General features: G+C 56.6%; 16 protein-coding genes and 1 other annotated feature. Of the genes, 6 read left to right on the top strand and 10 right to left on the bottom strand.

Translation table 11 applies throughout. The features are described 5' to 3' along the window. From hisIE to hisL, 9 genes are all read right to left on the bottom strand, one after another. Entirely contained in the window at positions 1 to 612 is a 612-nt protein-coding gene (hisIE, locus tag ACMGGS_RS20835; protein WP_414164197.1) for a bifunctional phosphoribosyl-AMP cyclohydrolase/phosphoribosyl-ATP diphosphatase HisIE, read from the bottom strand. Beyond that, entirely contained in the window at positions 606 to 1,382 is a 777-nt protein-coding gene (gene hisF, locus ACMGGS_RS20830) for an imidazole glycerol phosphate synthase subunit HisF (RefSeq protein ID WP_194206487.1), read from the bottom strand. Before hisF ends, hisIE begins: the two co-directional genes overlap by 7 nt. Further along, positions 1,364 to 2,101 (bottom strand): 1-(5-phosphoribosyl)-5-[(5-phosphoribosylamino)methylideneamino]imidazole-4-carboxamide isomerase, encoded by a 738-nt coding sequence (gene hisA, locus ACMGGS_RS20825; protein WP_414164196.1) that lies wholly within the window; start codon positions 2,099 to 2,101, stop codon positions 1,364 to 1,366. The genes hisF and hisA overlap by 19 nt, the downstream gene beginning before the upstream one ends. Next, positions 2,101 to 2,691, bottom strand: coding sequence for an imidazole glycerol phosphate synthase subunit HisH (hisH, locus tag ACMGGS_RS20820; protein WP_194206489.1), 591 nt, complete (start codon positions 2,689 to 2,691; stop codon positions 2,101 to 2,103). Before hisH ends, hisA begins: the two co-directional genes overlap by 1 nt. Continuing rightward, the gene (gene hisB, locus ACMGGS_RS20815; RefSeq protein ID WP_414164195.1) at positions 2,691 to 3,758 is read right to left on the bottom strand and encodes a bifunctional histidinol-phosphatase/imidazoleglycerol-phosphate dehydratase HisB; all 1,068 of its coding nucleotides are present in this window, start codon (positions 3,756 to 3,758) and stop codon (positions 2,691 to 2,693) included. Before hisB ends, hisH begins: the two co-directional genes overlap by 1 nt. After that, entirely contained in the window at positions 3,755 to 4,816 is a 1,062-nt protein-coding gene (gene hisC, locus ACMGGS_RS20810) for a histidinol-phosphate transaminase (RefSeq protein ID WP_414164194.1), read from the bottom strand. Before hisC ends, hisB begins: the two co-directional genes overlap by 4 nt. Continuing rightward, positions 4,813 to 6,117 carry a histidinol dehydrogenase gene (gene hisD / locus ACMGGS_RS20805; RefSeq protein ID WP_414164193.1) on the bottom strand — a complete coding sequence of 435 codons (1,305 nt, stop codon included), beginning with the start codon at positions 6,115 to 6,117 and terminating at the stop codon, positions 4,813 to 4,815. The genes hisC and hisD overlap by 4 nt, the downstream gene beginning before the upstream one ends. Positions 6,118 to 6,307: 190 nt before the next feature. After that, entirely contained in the window at positions 6,308 to 7,207 is a 900-nt protein-coding gene (hisG, locus tag ACMGGS_RS20800; protein WP_414164192.1) for an ATP phosphoribosyltransferase, read from the bottom strand. Positions 7,208 to 7,242: 35 nt separating this feature from the next. Further along, positions 7,243 to 7,366: a sequence feature (His leader region), on the bottom strand. Then, entirely contained in the window at positions 7,342 to 7,392 is a 51-nt protein-coding gene (gene hisL / locus ACMGGS_RS20795) for a his operon leader peptide (RefSeq protein ID WP_414166327.1), read from the bottom strand. (Overlaps the previous feature by 25 nt.) Positions 7,393 to 7,565: 173 nt before the next feature. Between hisL and ACMGGS_RS20790 the strand changes: the two genes are divergently transcribed. From ACMGGS_RS20790 to tsuB, 6 genes are all read left to right on the top strand, one after another. Next, positions 7,566 to 8,390: an SDR family oxidoreductase gene (locus tag ACMGGS_RS20790; protein ID WP_414164191.1), complete on the top strand. Its 825-nt coding sequence runs from the start codon at positions 7,566 to 7,568 to the stop codon at positions 8,388 to 8,390. 284 nt (positions 8,391 to 8,674) lie between these two features. Then, positions 8,675 to 8,737, top strand: coding sequence for a membrane protein YoeI (gene yoeI / locus ACMGGS_RS20785; RefSeq protein ID WP_103674467.1), 63 nt, complete (start codon positions 8,675 to 8,677; stop codon positions 8,735 to 8,737). Beyond that, complete coding sequence (locus ACMGGS_RS20780; RefSeq protein WP_414164190.1) at positions 8,727 to 10,085, top strand: APC family permease; 1,359 nt, start codon at positions 8,727 to 8,729, stop codon at positions 10,083 to 10,085. The genes yoeI and ACMGGS_RS20780 overlap by 11 nt, the downstream gene beginning before the upstream one ends. A gap of 238 nt (positions 10,086 to 10,323) precedes the next feature. Continuing rightward, positions 10,324 to 11,304 (top strand): IS110 family transposase, encoded by a 981-nt coding sequence (locus ACMGGS_RS20775; protein WP_414162998.1) that lies wholly within the window; start codon positions 10,324 to 10,326, stop codon positions 11,302 to 11,304. Positions 11,305 to 11,701: 397 nt separating this feature from the next. Next, positions 11,702 to 12,757, top strand: a complete 1,056-nt coding sequence (tsuA, locus tag ACMGGS_RS20770) for a thiosulfate utilization transporter TsuA/YeeE (RefSeq protein ID WP_414164189.1) — start codon at positions 11,702 to 11,704, stop codon at positions 12,755 to 12,757. Between the two features lie 19 nt (positions 12,758 to 12,776). Beyond that, on the top strand, positions 12,777 to 13,004 hold the full coding sequence (tsuB, locus tag ACMGGS_RS20765; RefSeq protein ID WP_103674147.1) for a thiosulfate utilization sulfurtransferase TsuB/YeeD: 228 nt from the start codon (positions 12,777 to 12,779) through the stop codon (positions 13,002 to 13,004). A 23-nt stretch (positions 13,005 to 13,027) separates the two neighbouring features. On the opposite strand, the gene sbcB is transcribed toward tsuB, so the two are convergent. Then, positions 13,028 to 14,452: an exodeoxyribonuclease I gene (sbcB, locus tag ACMGGS_RS20760; protein ID WP_414164188.1), complete on the bottom strand. Its 1,425-nt coding sequence runs from the start codon at positions 14,450 to 14,452 to the stop codon at positions 13,028 to 13,030. Between the last annotated feature and the right edge of the window lie 156 nt (positions 14,453 to 14,608).

Below are 14,608 nucleotides of genomic sequence, written 5' to 3'. Positions count from 1 at the left end.
TCAACGATGCCTTTCCCTTAAATTCTCAATCACCGTCGTCAAATCCAGTTCCTGATCCTGCAACAGTACCAGCAGGTGATACATCAAATCCGACGCCTCGTTAGTCAACTCCTCGCGGTCATGCACCGTGGCGGCCAGCGCGGTTTCCACGCCTTCTTCTCCCACCTTCTGCGCAATACGTTTCGTCCCGCTGGCATACAGTTTCGCCGTATAGGAGCTCGCAGGATCGGCTGTTTTTCTCCCGGCCAGCAGCTGTTCGAGCTGATACAAAAACAGCCACTGATGGCTGGCCTCGCCGAAGCAACTGGAGGTGCCTTTATGGCAGGTCGGTCCGATGGGGTTTACCAGCGCCAGCAGGGTGTCGTTATCGCAGTCGGGGGTAATGCTCACCACATTTAAAAAATGGCCCGAGGTTTCGCCTTTAGTCCATAAGCGCTGCTTCGTGCGTGAGTAAAAGGTGAGCTTGCCGCTCTCTTCAGTCTTCGCCAGCGCATCCTGGTTCATATAGCCCAGCATTAATGCCTCGCCGGACACTGCGTGCTGTACCACCACCGGCAGCAGCCCCTCGGTTTTTTCCCAGTCCAGCGCTGCGCGTTGTTCCTTAGTTAACATACTCGTATCTCCACGCCCTGTGTTACCAGAAACGCTTTTAATTCACCAATATTAATGATTTGTTTGTGGAAGACGGAGGCCGCCAGCGCACCGTCAACGTCAGCATCACGGAAGGCTTCATGGAAGTGTTCCATCGTGCCCGCGCCGCCGGAGGCGATCAGCGGAACGTGACAGACTTCGCGCACTTTTTTTAGCTGTTCGAGATCGTAACCGTTGCGTACGCCGTCCTGGTTCATCATGTTCAGCACGATTTCGCCTGCGCCGCGCTTTTGCACCTCTTGCACCCAGTCGAGGGTTTCCCACTGGGTAATGCGGGTGCGGCTTTCGTCGCCGGTATATTGATTAACATGATATTTACCGGTCTGTTCATCAAACCAGGTATCAATGCCAATCACAATGCACTGGACGCCAAAGCGATCCGCCAGACGGGTGATTAGCTCCGGGTCGGCCAGCGCAGGGGAGTTGATGGAGATTTTATCCGCGCCGAAGGAGAGGATCTGTGCCGCGTCTTCGATGGATTTGATCCCACCCGCCACGCAGAAGGGGATATCAATCACTTCTGCGACGCGTGAAACCCAGCTTTTATCGACCACGCGCCCGTCGCTGGAGGCGGTGATGTCATAAAACACCAGCTCATCCGCGCCTTCTGCCGCGTAGCGCTGGGCCAGCGGCACGATATCACCGATGATCTCATGGTTGCGGAACTGTACGCCTTTCACCACCTGCCCATCGCGCACGTCAAGGCAGGGGATTATCCGTTTTGCCAGCATTCAATGGCCTCCTTCACGGTGAATTTACCTTCCAGCAGCGCGCGTCCGACAATCACACCTCGCACGCCGGTGCCGCGTAATGCGGCAATATCATTAATATCGCCAATGCCGCCGGAGGACTGAAACGCCACCTGCGGGTAACGCGCACAAACTTCTTCGTACAATGAGACGTTCGAGCCTGCCAGCGTACCGTCGCGGGAGATATCAGTACACAAGACATGTTTTAATCCTGCCGGCAGATAGGTCTCTACCAGCGCTTCAAGGGAGACACCAGAATCTTCCTGCCAGCCGCTGACCGCCACCTGCTTGTTACCCTGCTCATCAATACGCACATCCAGCGCCAGTACCAGCGCGTCCGCGCCAAAGCGTTCAAACCAGCCTTTAACAGTCTCCGGCGATTTGACCGCCGCGGAGCCGACCACCACGCGGGCGACACCCGCCGCCAGTAGCGCTGCCACGTCCTCTTCGCTACGCACGCCGCCGCCAACTTGCACGGGGACAGTGACGCCCGCCACCAGCGTTTTGAGCAGCGAAATCTGGCGCTTCGCCGGATCTTTCGCCCCGGTTAAATCCACCAGATGCAGGACCTCAGCGCCCTGCGCGGCGTAATCCTGTAGCCGGGGCAGCGGATCGCTACCGTAATCACGCTGCTGTGCGTAGTCGCCCTGATGGAGGCGGACGACCGTGCCGTCAATTAAATCCAAAGCCGGAATGATCATCACATCTCCAGGAAATTTTTCAGCAGTTGCGCGCCCGCCGCACCGGAACGCTCCGGATGAAACTGCACGCCGTAGAAATTATCTTTTTGAATGGCGGCGGTAAACGGCTCGCCGTAGTGGCACTGGGCAATAGTCCAGGTATTCACCGGCATGGCGTAGCTGTGCACGAAATAGAACCATTCACCGTCTTCAATGCCGCGAAACAAACGATTGCCCGCCTGCGGATAGATTTGGTTCCAGCCCATATGCGGCAGCGGCAGACCGAAATCGGTCATCTTCGGCACATCCTGATCAATGATATTCAGCAGTTCGACGCCATTACTCTCTTCACTGCGGCTGCCGAGCAGCTGCATGCCCAGGCAAATCCCCAGCACCGGTTGAGTACAGGCTCTGATCAGATCGTACAGTTCACGCTCGCGGATTTGATCCATCGCGGCCTGCGCGGTGCCGACGCCCGGCAGGAATAGCTTGTCGGCGCGAAGCACCACATCCGGATCCCGGCTGACCACTGGCTCATAGCCGTGGCGCAGTATCGCGGACTTAACCGAATTCAGGTTGGCACAGCCGGTATCCAGAATCGCGACGTTCATTACAACACCCCTTTAGAGGAGGGAAGAGTATCGCCTTCAACGCGGATCGCCTGACGCAGCGTGCGGCCAAAGGCTTTAAACAGGCTCTCGACACGGTGGTGATCGTTTTTGCCCTTGGTTTTCAGGTGCAGGGTCACGCCCATGGTGTAGGAGAGTGAGCGGAAGAAGTGCTCGACCATCTCGGTGCTTAAATCACCGACGCGCTGATAGGTAAACTCGGCGCGATACTCCAGATGTGGACGACCAGAAATATCCAGCGCGCAGCGGGCGAGGCATTCGTCCATCGGCAGGACAAAGCCGAAGCGGTTAATGCCGCGCTTGTCGCCGAGCGCCAGTTTCAGCGCTTCGCCGAGCGCCAGACCGGTATCTTCGACGGTGTGGTGATCGTCGATGTATAAATCACCTTTCACCTGTACTTCCATACGAAAGCCGCCGTGGGTGGCGATTTGATCGAGCATATGATCGAAAAAGCCGACGCCAGTGTTCATTTTGCTGCCGCCTTCGCGGTCCAGCCAGACCTTCACGTCGATCTGCGTCTCTTTGGTGCTGCGTTCAACGTGCGCATAACGATCGCGGCGGGTTAGCTGTTCGCTAATCGCCGACCAGTTTAGGGTATCGCGGTTATAAAGCAGCCCGGTGATGCCCATGTTATCCGCCAGCTGAATGTCGGTCGCACGGTCGCCAATCACATAACTTTGCGCCTTATCCATCACGCCATCCGCCAGCCACGCTTCCACCAGCCGGGTTTTCGGCTTGCGGCAGTCACAGTTATCGGCTGGCAGGTGCGGGCAAATCAGCACCTCTTCAAACTGAACGCCCTGCGAAGAGAAAATCTGCATCATCAGATTATGCGGGCCGTCGAAGTCGGCCTGCGGCAGACTGTCAGTACCCAGTCCGTCCTGATTGGTGATCATCACCAGCTTAAATCCGGCTTTCTGGAGTGTTAACAGCGCCGGGATTGCCTCTGACTCGAAGGCCAGTTTGTCGAAACGATCGACCTGAAAATCGCTGGGTGGCTCGGCAATCAGCGTTCCATCGCGATCGATAAACAGATACTTCTGTGTCATACCTTCTCCGCACTTAAGGCGTCAATGACGCGCTGAGACTCTTCCCGGGTGCCGACAGTAATACGCAGGCAACCGCTTAAAGAGGGTTGTTTATTCTGATCACGTAAGATAATGCCCTGATCCCACAAAGATTTAAACACCGCACTCGATGCGGTGATCCGCACCAGAATATAGTTGGTTTCTGACGGAAATACCTGCTCCACGCAGGGGATATTTTGCAGAGCGTCAACCAGATGCTGACGTTCGTCGAGGATCTGTTGCACCCGCTCGCGCATGGCGAGGATACCCGGCGTGCTGAGCGCCTGGGCGGCGATGTCGGCAACCGGCGTGGAAAGCGGATAGGGGGCAATCACTTTCATCAGCAGGTTAATCACCTCTTCATTCGCCAGTGCAAAACCGCAGCGCAGCCCGGCCAGCGCAAAGGCTTTCGACAGGGTGCGCAATATGACCAGGTGCGGATATTCGCTCAGCCAGCCGACCAGCGAGGCCTGCGGGCAAAACTCAATATAGGCTTCGTCGGCGACGACAATTGCCTTGCCGCGCGTCATCTCCAGCAGCACGCGCAGATCCTGGGGATTCACAATTTGCCCGGTCGGATTGTTGGGGCTGCAAACATAAACCACTTTCACGCCGTCCAGCTTGTCAGCGATGCCCTGGAGATCCAACTGCCAGTTTTCCAGTGCCGGAACGGTGCGATACTCCACGCCGATGGTCTCGGCGCTGACGCTGTACATGCCATAGGTCGGCGGACAAAAAAGCACCGCGTCCTGGCCCGGCTCGCAGAAGGCGCGGATCAGCAGTTCAATGGCTTCGTCCGCGCCACGACTGACCAGCACCTGTTGCGGCGTGACGCCAGCGTAGCGCGCGTAGTTTTCAATCACCGCTTTCGGCTGACATTCCGGGTAGCGGTTCAGCGTCTGCGCGGTCAGCTGAAATTCTACCGCTTCAGGATATTCATTGGCATTCAGCCAGACATCGCCTTTACCGCCGAGACGACGGGCGGACTGATAAGGGACCAGCTCACGGACGTTGGCGCGGGCTAATTCTTCAATACTCATGCTTGCTCCTTCAGCGCGTTCATGCGCAACGTGACAGCGTTTTTGTGCGCGGTCAGCCGTTCAGCCGCCGCCAGCGTTTCAATGGTCGACGCCAGCGCTGCGAAACCTTCGCGCGACAGCTCCTGGACGGTCATCCGCTTCTGAAAATCCGCCAGTCCGAGGCTTGAGCAGGTGCGGGTGTAGCCGTAAGTCGGCAAAACGTGGTTGGTGCCAGAGGCGTAGTCGCCTGCGGATTCCGGTGACCAGTCGCCGAGAAACACCGAGCCGGCGCTGGTAATGCTGTCAACCAGATCGCGGGCGTTGCGGGTCTGAATAATCAGGTGCTCCGGGCCGTACTGGTTGGAGATGGCAACGCACTGGGCTAAATCCTGTGCCACGATCAGGCGGCTGGCGGAGAGCGCCTGACGAGCGGTGTCCGCGCGTGGCAGGGTGGTGAGTTGACGTTCAACGGCCTGCGCTACACGACTCGCCATGCCGGCATCCGGCGTCAGCAGGATCACCTGCGAGTCAGGGCCGTGTTCGGCCTGCGAAAGCAGGTCGGAGGCGACGAAATCCGGGGTTGCGCCGCTGTCGGCAATTACCAGCACTTCAGAGGGACCGGCTGGCATATCGATAGCCGCGCCGTCCAGACGTTGACTGACCTGGCGTTTGGCTTCAGTAACAAACGCGTTGCCGGGGCCAAATATTTTGTTCACTTTAGGTACGGATTCAGTGCCGAACGCCAGCGCCGCGATGGCTTGCGCGCCACCCACGTTGAAGATGTTCTGCACGCCGCACAGTTGCGCCGCGTAAAGAATTTCGTCGGCAATCGGCGGCGGGGAACACAGTACGACGTTATTACATCCCGCGATGCGTGCCGGGGTCGCCAGCATCAGCACGGTAGAGAACAGGGGCGCTGAACCGCCGGGAATATACAGCCCCACGGAATCTACCGGGCGCGTGACTTGCTGACAGCGCACGCCGGGCAGCGTTTCGACATCCACGGCGGGAAGGATCTGCGCATTGTGGAAGGTGGTGATGTTCTTCACGGCAACTGCCATCGCCTGTTTGATGTCATCACTCAGACGATCGCTGGCGTCGACGATTTCCTGCGCAGTTACTTTCAGCGCTTTTACGTCGGTTTTATCGAATCTGGCGCTGTAGTCGCGTAGCGCGTCGTCGCCCCGGGTTTTAACGTTGTCGAGGATCTCCGCGACCGTGCGGGTAATGCTGTCGGATGCGGAAATCGCCGGACGCATCAGCAGTTCACGCTGCTGCTGCGGGGTACTGCTGTTCCAGTCGATGATGGTGTTAAAGCTCATGTGATTACCCTGTCTGTTTATGCTGAACGCCAGTCTTTGCGCCTGCCTGCCGGGTGGCGCTTTGCTTACCCGGCCTACGGATGGATTATCCGTCTACTAATGAAATGCCAGTTGTTATGGATTAACGTTTTGCCTGCCTGTTGTAGGCCCGGTAAGCGCAGCGCCACCGGGCACGTATGCCGCAGCCCGCTTACTCCATCATCTTCTCAATCGGCAGCACCAGAATCGAGCTGGCCCCCAGCGCCTTCAGTTTTTCCATCGTTTCCCAGAACAGGGTTTCACTGCTCACCATGTGCATTGCCACGCGCTGCTGATCGCCCGCCAGCGGCAGTATGGTCGGACGTTCCGCGCCCGGCAGCAGGGCGACCACTTCTTCCAGACGCTCAGTCGGCGCGTGCATCATGATGTATTTCGATTCACGAGCCTGGATCACGCCCTGAATACGGGTCAGCAGCTTGTCAATCAACTGCTGTTTGCCTTCTTCCATCTCGCCGTCGCGCTGGATCAGGCAGGCTTTCGAACGGTAAATCACCTCGACTTCACGCAGGCCGTTCGCTTCAAGCGTCGCGCCGGTTGAGACCAGATCGCAAATCGCATCCGCCAGACCTGCGCGTGGAGCCACTTCAACGGAGCCGTTCAACAGACAGGATTTAAAGGCAATGCCTTTCTGATCAAGATAACGTTTCAGGAGGTGCGGATACGAGGTCGCAATACGTTTACCGTCCAGCATCGCCGGGCCATCCCAGACTTCATCGGCCGGGGTCGCCAGCGACAGGCGGCAGCCGCCAAAATCAAGACGGCGCAGGGTAAAGTAACGCGGATCTTCGCCCTGGGCGCGACGGGTCAGCAGTTCCTCTTCCAGCACGTTCTCGCCGATAATCCCGAGGTCCACCACGCCATCCATCACCAGCCCCGGGATGTCGTCATCACGCACGCGCAGAATATCGATGGGCATATTTTCCGCCAGCGCAATCAGACGCTGAGTATGCAGGTTAATTTTAATGCCGCTGCGGGCCAGTAATTCGCGTGAATCATCGCTAAGACGGCCTGATTTCTGAATAGCTATGCGTAAACGGGTGTTATCTAACATTCTGTGGTCCTCATTATCCTGTCTGAATTCTGTCCAAAAAAAAGCCCCCGGAAGGCGATCTTCCGGGGGCTTTTTCTTGCGTTCATGCACCACTGGAAGATCTGAATGTCTTCCAGCACACATCGCCTGAAAGACTATTCAGGATGATGGTGATGATGGTGGTGTTTAAATTGAACGCTGATCATAGTAATTCCGATGAATGCTTATTCATGTGTTGCTTTAAACCTAAACCAGTTTACCCGTCGATGGCAAGCCATTTTTTTGATCTTTAACTCATTTCATATTCACCCACTGAATTGTCAGTTTCGTCAGGGTGGCGTAGCCTTATCAATAACAGGTCACGTTAAGGAGATAAGCCGTGAAAAAGATCGCAATTGTCGGTTTAGGATGGCTGGGGATGCCGCTGGCGCTTTCACTCACGGCGCGAGGATGGCAGATCGCCGGCAGTAAAACCACGTCCGATGGGGTTGAGGCCGCGCGGATGTGCGGGATCGACAGTTATCTGCTGCGTCTGGAGCCGGAACTGGTCTGCGAGACCGACGATCTTGACGCGTTAATGAACGTCGACGCGCTGGTGATCACGCTGCCCGCCCGCCGTAGCGGACCGGGGGAAGACTTCTATTTCCAGGCGGTACAGGAAATCGTCGACAGTGCGCTGGCATACCAGGTAAAGCGAATTATTTTCACCAGTTCCACATCAGTGTACGGTAACGCCTCCGGGATAATAAAGGAGAACGCACCGCGCGAGCCTGTCACCGCCAGCGGTCGGGTGATTAAGGAGCTGGAAGACTGGTTGCACCATCTGCCGGGAACCTCCGTCGATATCGTGCGTCTCGCCGGACTGGTTGGGCCGGGGCGTCATCCGGGACGTTTCTTTGCCGGTAAAACCGCACCGGACGGGCAGCAGGGCGTTAATCTGGTTCATCTGGAAGACGTTGTTGCCGCCATTACGTTACTGCTTCAGACACCTAAAGGCGGGCATATTTATAATATCTGCGCGCCGCAGCATCCGTCCCGCGCGGTGTTTTATCCGCAGATGGCCCGGCAACTGGGGCTGGAGCCACCAGTATTCACCTCGGGTGCTGAAGAGAATAAAGGAAAACTGATTGATGGCAGCCGGATTTGTCACGAACTGGGCTTTGACTATCAGTTCCCCGATCCGCTGGTTATGCCGATGGAGTAGGGTGTTTTTAGCAAATAATGCTATTAATACTTTTAATAATGCCGCCAGTGCTTAAAAATCAGGCAGTTAATGGCCGTTAATTTATGATCTGCCTCGCATTCTCTTGTCAGGCCGCCTTTCTTTAGGGCAAAATACGCCGCCTGCAAAAAATGAAACTAACCGACGTTAAACGCGTCGGTTATTTTTTTGCATAAAGACACTCATTCAATACCAAGAGGCCGGGCTTCGTACCGGATAGATATTTACTAAAAACCGACAGTTGTTGTCGCTGAGGAATCCAGAAAATGGGGCAATTTTTTGTTTACGCGACGGCATTCGCCGAAAAGGGGAATGACCATGTCGCATAACGTTACTCCAAACACCTCTCGCGTGGAATTGCGTAAAACGCTTACGCTGATTCCGGTTGTTATGATGGGTCTTGCCTATATGCAGCCGATGACGCTGTTCGATACGTTCGGCATTGTCTCTGGTTTGACGGATGGTCATGTGGCGACGGCGTATGCCTTCGCGCTGGTGGCGATCCTCTTTACGGCGCTGAGCTACGGTAAACTGGTACGCCGTTTCCCGTCCGCTGGCTCCGCTTACACCTATGCCCAGAAATCCATTAGCCCGGTGGTTGGCTTTATGGTTGGCTGGTCGTCGCTGCTGGACTATCTGTTCATGCCGATGATCAACATTCTGCTGGCAAAAATCTATTTTGAAGCGCTGGTGCCGTCCGTGCCGTCGTGGATTTTCGTTGTCGCGCTGGTGGCCTTTATGACCATCTCTAACCTGCGCAGCATCAAGACCGTTGCCAACTTCAATACCCTGATCGTGATCCTGCAAATGGGTATCGTGGCGGTAATTGTCGGATTGATCATTTATGGTGTCGATCACGGTGAAGGCGCGGGGACGCTGACCAGCACCCGTCCATTCTGGTCTGAAGGCGCACATGTCGTGCCGATGATCACCGGAGCAACCATTCTCTGCTTCTCGTTCCTGGGCTTCGACGGTATTTCTTCACTGTCTGAAGAGACCAAAGACGCCGAGCGCGTGATCCCGAGAGCGATTTTCCTCACCGCGCTGATCGGTGGGCTGGTATTTATCGTTGCTTCTTACTTCCTGCAACTGTACTTCCCGGACATCTCTCGCTTTAAAGATCCGGATGCCTCCCAGCCGGAAATCATGCTGTACGTGGCGGGTAAAACCTTCCAGTGGGGCGTACTGATTTTCTCCAGCGTAACCGTACTGGCTTCCGGCATGGCAGCGCACGCGGGCGTGTCGCGTCTGATGTACGTGATGGGCCGTGACGGCGTGTTCCCGAGCCGCTTCTTTGGTTATGTGCATCCGAAATGGCGTACCCCGGCATGGAACGTGCTGCTGGTTGGCGCGATTGCGCTGCTGGCGATTAAATTCGACCTGGTTACCGCAACGGCGCTGATTAACTTCGGTGCGCTGGTGGCGTTTACCTTCGTTAACCTGTCGGTGATTTCCCAGTTCTGGATCCGTGAAAAGCGCAATAAAACGCTGAAGGACCATTTCAACTATCTGATCCTGCCGGTGTGTGGTGCACTGACCGTGGGCGCGCTGTGGATTAACCTCGAAGAAAGCTCGATGATCCTCGGCCTGATTTGGGGCGCTATTGGTCTGGTTTACCTGGCCTGTGTGACCCGCGTGTTCCGCAGCCCGGTCCCGCAGTACGAAGATATCGCCTGATAATTGAGGCGTAATGCCGGGTGGCGGCTTCGCCTTACCCGGCCTTGTATTATCCTTTCTGAGCAGAGAGAGCCGGCCAGTTCTCACTGCCATGCAGTCCGCATGCCGGACCCGGCCTCAGGCTCAAAGCCTGTTTTGTAGATCTATGCAGCGGACTGCCCTTCTCCACAGGTGACAAACCGGACAGTATCATGGACCGGTTTTCCCGGTAATCCGCATTCACAAGGTTGGTCTCACTATGGAACAGGAACTGCATTTTATTGGTATCGATGTCTCTAAAGCGAAGCTGGATGTTGATGTGCTGCGGCCCGATGGCCGTCACCGCAGTAAAAAGTTTGCCAACACCCCGAAGGGCCACGATGAGCTGGTCCGCTGGCTGAACAGCCATCAGGCTGCGCCTGCACATATCTGTATGGAAGCCACCAGTACGTACATGGAAGACGCCGCCGCGCATCTCAGCGATGCGGGGTTCACGGTATCGATCATCAATCCCGCCCGCGGTAAAGCCTTCGCACAGAGCGAGGGACTGCGCAGCAAAACGGACGCCGTCGACGCCCGGATGCTGGCAGAGTTCTGCCGCCAGAAGCGGCCTGCTGCATGGCAGGCGCCTCATCCGGTTGAACGGGCGCTGCGGGCACTGGTGCTGCGCCATCAGTCGCTGACGGACATGCACACCCAGGAGCTTAACCGGCTGGAGACAGCGCGGGACGTTCAGATGCCGAGTATTGACGCGCATCTTCTGTGGCTTGATGCCGAACTGAAACGTCTTGAAAAACAGATAAAGGACCTGACGGATGATGACCCGGATATGAAGCACCGCAGGAAGCTGCTGGAAAGTATCCCGGGTATCGGGGAAAAGACGTCAGCGGTGCTGCTGGCGTACATCGGTCTGGAAAACCGGTTCGGCGGAGCGAGACAGTTCGCGGCCTTTGCGGGACTGACGCCCCGCCATCATGAATCAGGGAGCAGCGTGCGCGGCGCAGGGCGGATGAGTAAGGCGGGCCATGTGTCGCTTCGCAGGGCGCTGTACATGCCGGCGATGGTGGCAGTAAGCAAAACGACCTGGGGGCGGGCGTTCCGTGACCGTCTGGCAGCTAACGGCAAACGGGGAAAAGTCATCATCGGGGCGATGATGCGTAAACTGGCGCAGGTGGCATACGGTGTGCTGAAATCGGGCGAGTCGTTCGACGCGTCCAGGCATGTACCGGTAGCGGCTTAACCGGGTCGTGAAAGGAAAAAACAGCGCCTGACGGCGCTGTGGTTGTCATGCCTGTAATCCGGGAAACCGGAAGCTAAAAAAACTTGCGGGCTATAACAGTATCTACAGACGACCATAACCCGTAGGCCCGCGCAAGCGCAGCGCCGCCGGGCAACGTGGCACAATCCCCCGAAACCGGAGACCTCGTTCTCCGGTTTTTTTATCGCCTTCCCTCATGTAGGCCCGTGCAAGCGCAGCGCCGCCGGGCACAGCGGCCCCCTGAAGCTGGAGACTTCATTCTCCGGTTTTTTTATGACTTATAACTCATGGTTATGGTTTAGAGACTTTGGTTATTGGTTTGCGCCGGACGGGTCAGGAATAATTTACCGACTGATATTTTCCGGATTACGTATTTCCTATGTTACAGATGATATTGAGCGGCCTGTTTTGCGGTGCGCTGTTAGGTTTTGTGATGCAACGCGGACGTTTCTGCCTGACGGGTGGCTTCCGCGATATGTACATCGCCAAAAATAACCGTATGTTCTATGCCCTGCTGATTGCGATCTGTATTCAGAGCGTCGGCGTGTTTGCTCTGATCCAGACGGGCGTATTGCACTACGACGCGGGTACATTCCCGTGGCTCGGCACCGTGGTGGGCGGTTTTGTATTTGGCCTCGGCATTGTTTACGCGGGCGGCTGCGCCACCGGCACCTGGTATCGGGCGGGAGAAGGACTTATTGGTAGCTGGATCGCGCTGGTGACTTACATGGTGATGAGTGCGGTGATGCGCTCGCCGCACGCCGCCGGGCTGAATCAGTTCCTGAAAACACAAAGCACCGCGCACAACTCTATTGCCGGGACGCTGAATATCTCCGTCTGGCCACTGATTGCTCTGCTGCTGGTAGTCACTCTCTGGCTGGTGCTGAAAGAGTTGCGTAAACCGAAGCTGAAGGTCGCGACGTTGCCGCCGCGCCGTACGGGTCTGGCGCATCTGCTGTTCGAAAAGCGCTGGCATCCGTTCTTCACCGCAACCCTGATTGGACTGATTGCGCTGCTGGCATGGCCGCTCAGCGAAGCCACCGGGCGCATGTTCGGTTTAGGCATCACCTCGCCAACCGCCAATATCCTGCAATTTCTGGTTGCGGGTGACAGTAAGTTCCTTAACTGGGGCGTATTCCTGGTGCTGGGGATTTTCCTCGGATCGTTTATTGCCGCGAAGGCCAGCCGTGAGTTCCGCGTGCGTGCCGCCGATGTTGGCACCACGCTGCGCAGCGCCTCCGGCGGCGTGCTGATGGGCTTCGGGGCCAGCATCGCCGGCGGCTGCTCTATCGGTAACGGACTGGTGATGACCGCCATGCTCACCTGGCAGGGCTGGATTGGCCTGGCTTTTATGATCCTCGGTGTCTGGACGGCGTCCTGGTTCCTGTATGTACGTCCGCAGCGTAAAGCGAAACTCGCCGCTGCGGCAGCTTAATTGATTGACTGGAGTAGAAATGGCGATTAAAAAACTCGACGTGGTGACGCAGGTTTGCCCGTTCCCGCTGATTGAAGCGAAAGCGGCGCTGGCAGAAATGCACAGCGGTGATGAACTGGTGATCGACTTTGACTGTACCCAGGCGACGGAAGCGATCCCCCAATGGGCCGCAGAAGAGGGGCACAGCATCACCGACTATCAGCAGGTCGGCGATGCAGCCTGGTCGATTACCGTTAAGAAAGCCTGAGTTTGACCGGCGCGGGGGACGGTTTACACCGTCTCCTGCGCGTACTGATACAACGCTTTTAGCAGCGCCTGCTTCTCACTGTTTCCCTCATACTGCCCCCACAACGCTTCCAGCTCCTGCGCATAAGCCTGTAAAAACTCAGGCGTGAAGATATTGCGGCGGTGCTGTAGCCAGCGCTGTTGTTCGGCTTCATCCAGCGTGCCGGGGAAATTACGCGCCCGGTAATTAAACAGCAGACGTTCAATGCGCTTATCGGCAAAGGTAATATCCAGCGCCGGCAGATTGCGCGGGTCGGTTTCCAGCACGATTTTCATCGCCGCGCGATCGGCGTCGCTGAAAAAGCCGTTATAGAGTTGCGTATCGACATTCTCCGACGGCACAAACGGCTCGGCGTCAGCAAAAATGGCCACCACTTTTTCGCGCACCTGCGGGTTTTCACGCAGGATTTTCAGGTTATCGAGACAGCGCTGGCGGTTGATCCCCAGACGGTCAGCGTCTTCCGGGCGCAGCGTATTCTGCTGCGCCAGTACCGGGCATTTATTCAGATGCACCAGCTTGACCGGTACCGGCAGCGCATCGCCCAGATCGGCTTTCGCGGTATAAAGCCGTTCACGCAGGGCGTCGGCATCCAGGTCCAGCAGCACGGAGACGTCTTCCGCGAGGTCGACCATAATCACCGCATTGCGGTTTTCCGGATGCCACGCCAGCGGGGCGACCAGGCTGGTATTGCCGCGCCAGGCACCGAACATCCCGGAGACATGCACCAGCGGTTTCATCTGCGGCACGTCTATCAGCGTCATCAGCTTATTTTTACCGCGATACGTATAGAGATAGTCAAACAGGCGCGGCTGTCTGGTTTTCAGCAGCTTCGCCATGGCAATCGTCGCGTAAACATCTGCCATCGCATCGTGGGCGTTACTGTGCTCAATACCGTTGGCTTTGGTCAGATGTTCCAGACGGAAACTCGGCAAGCCCTCATCGTTTTCCGGCCAGTTAATGCCTTCCGGGCGCAGGGCGTAGCAGGCGCGCATCGCGTCCAGCAGATCCCAGCGCGAGTTGTCATGCTGCCAGCTCCAGGCGTAGGGATCGTAAAAGTTGCGATAAAAAATATTGCGCGTGACTTCATCGTCAAAACGCACGTTGTTATAGCCCACCACGCAGGTTTTCGGCACGGTAAACAGATCGTGAATGCGGCGCGCAAAGGTGGCTTCGTTATCGCCTTTCGCCAGCGCTTCCTGCGGGGTGATGCCGGTAATCATCACCGCTTCCGGCTGCGGAAGGTAATCATCAGCGGGCTTGCAGTAGAACACCTCAGGCTCCCCGGTCACTGTAAAATCAGCATCGGTGCGGATGGCGGCGAACTGAGCAGGCCGGTCCAGCGCCGGGCTGGTACCGAAGGTTTCGTAATCGTGAAATAAAAATCCTGGCTGATGCGGCGTATCTTGCATAGGTATGATTAATCCGTGATGGGCTGCGAGGGAGACTCACCGGTATGGTAAACGATTTAGTCAGCCATCGTAAGCGTCAGTGCCGGGTTTCTGTCCGTGATGGATGTCATATTTTCTTGCACTTTAACCGGGCACGTTTTCAGGATCTCCCGTAAA

Source organism: Superficieibacter sp. BNK-5 (assembly GCF_047456055.1).
Classification (GTDB): Bacteria; Pseudomonadota; Gammaproteobacteria; order Enterobacterales; family Enterobacteriaceae; genus Superficieibacter.
Note: the sequence above shows the minus strand (reverse complement) of the source record. Positions and strands in the feature narration are given on the sequence as shown.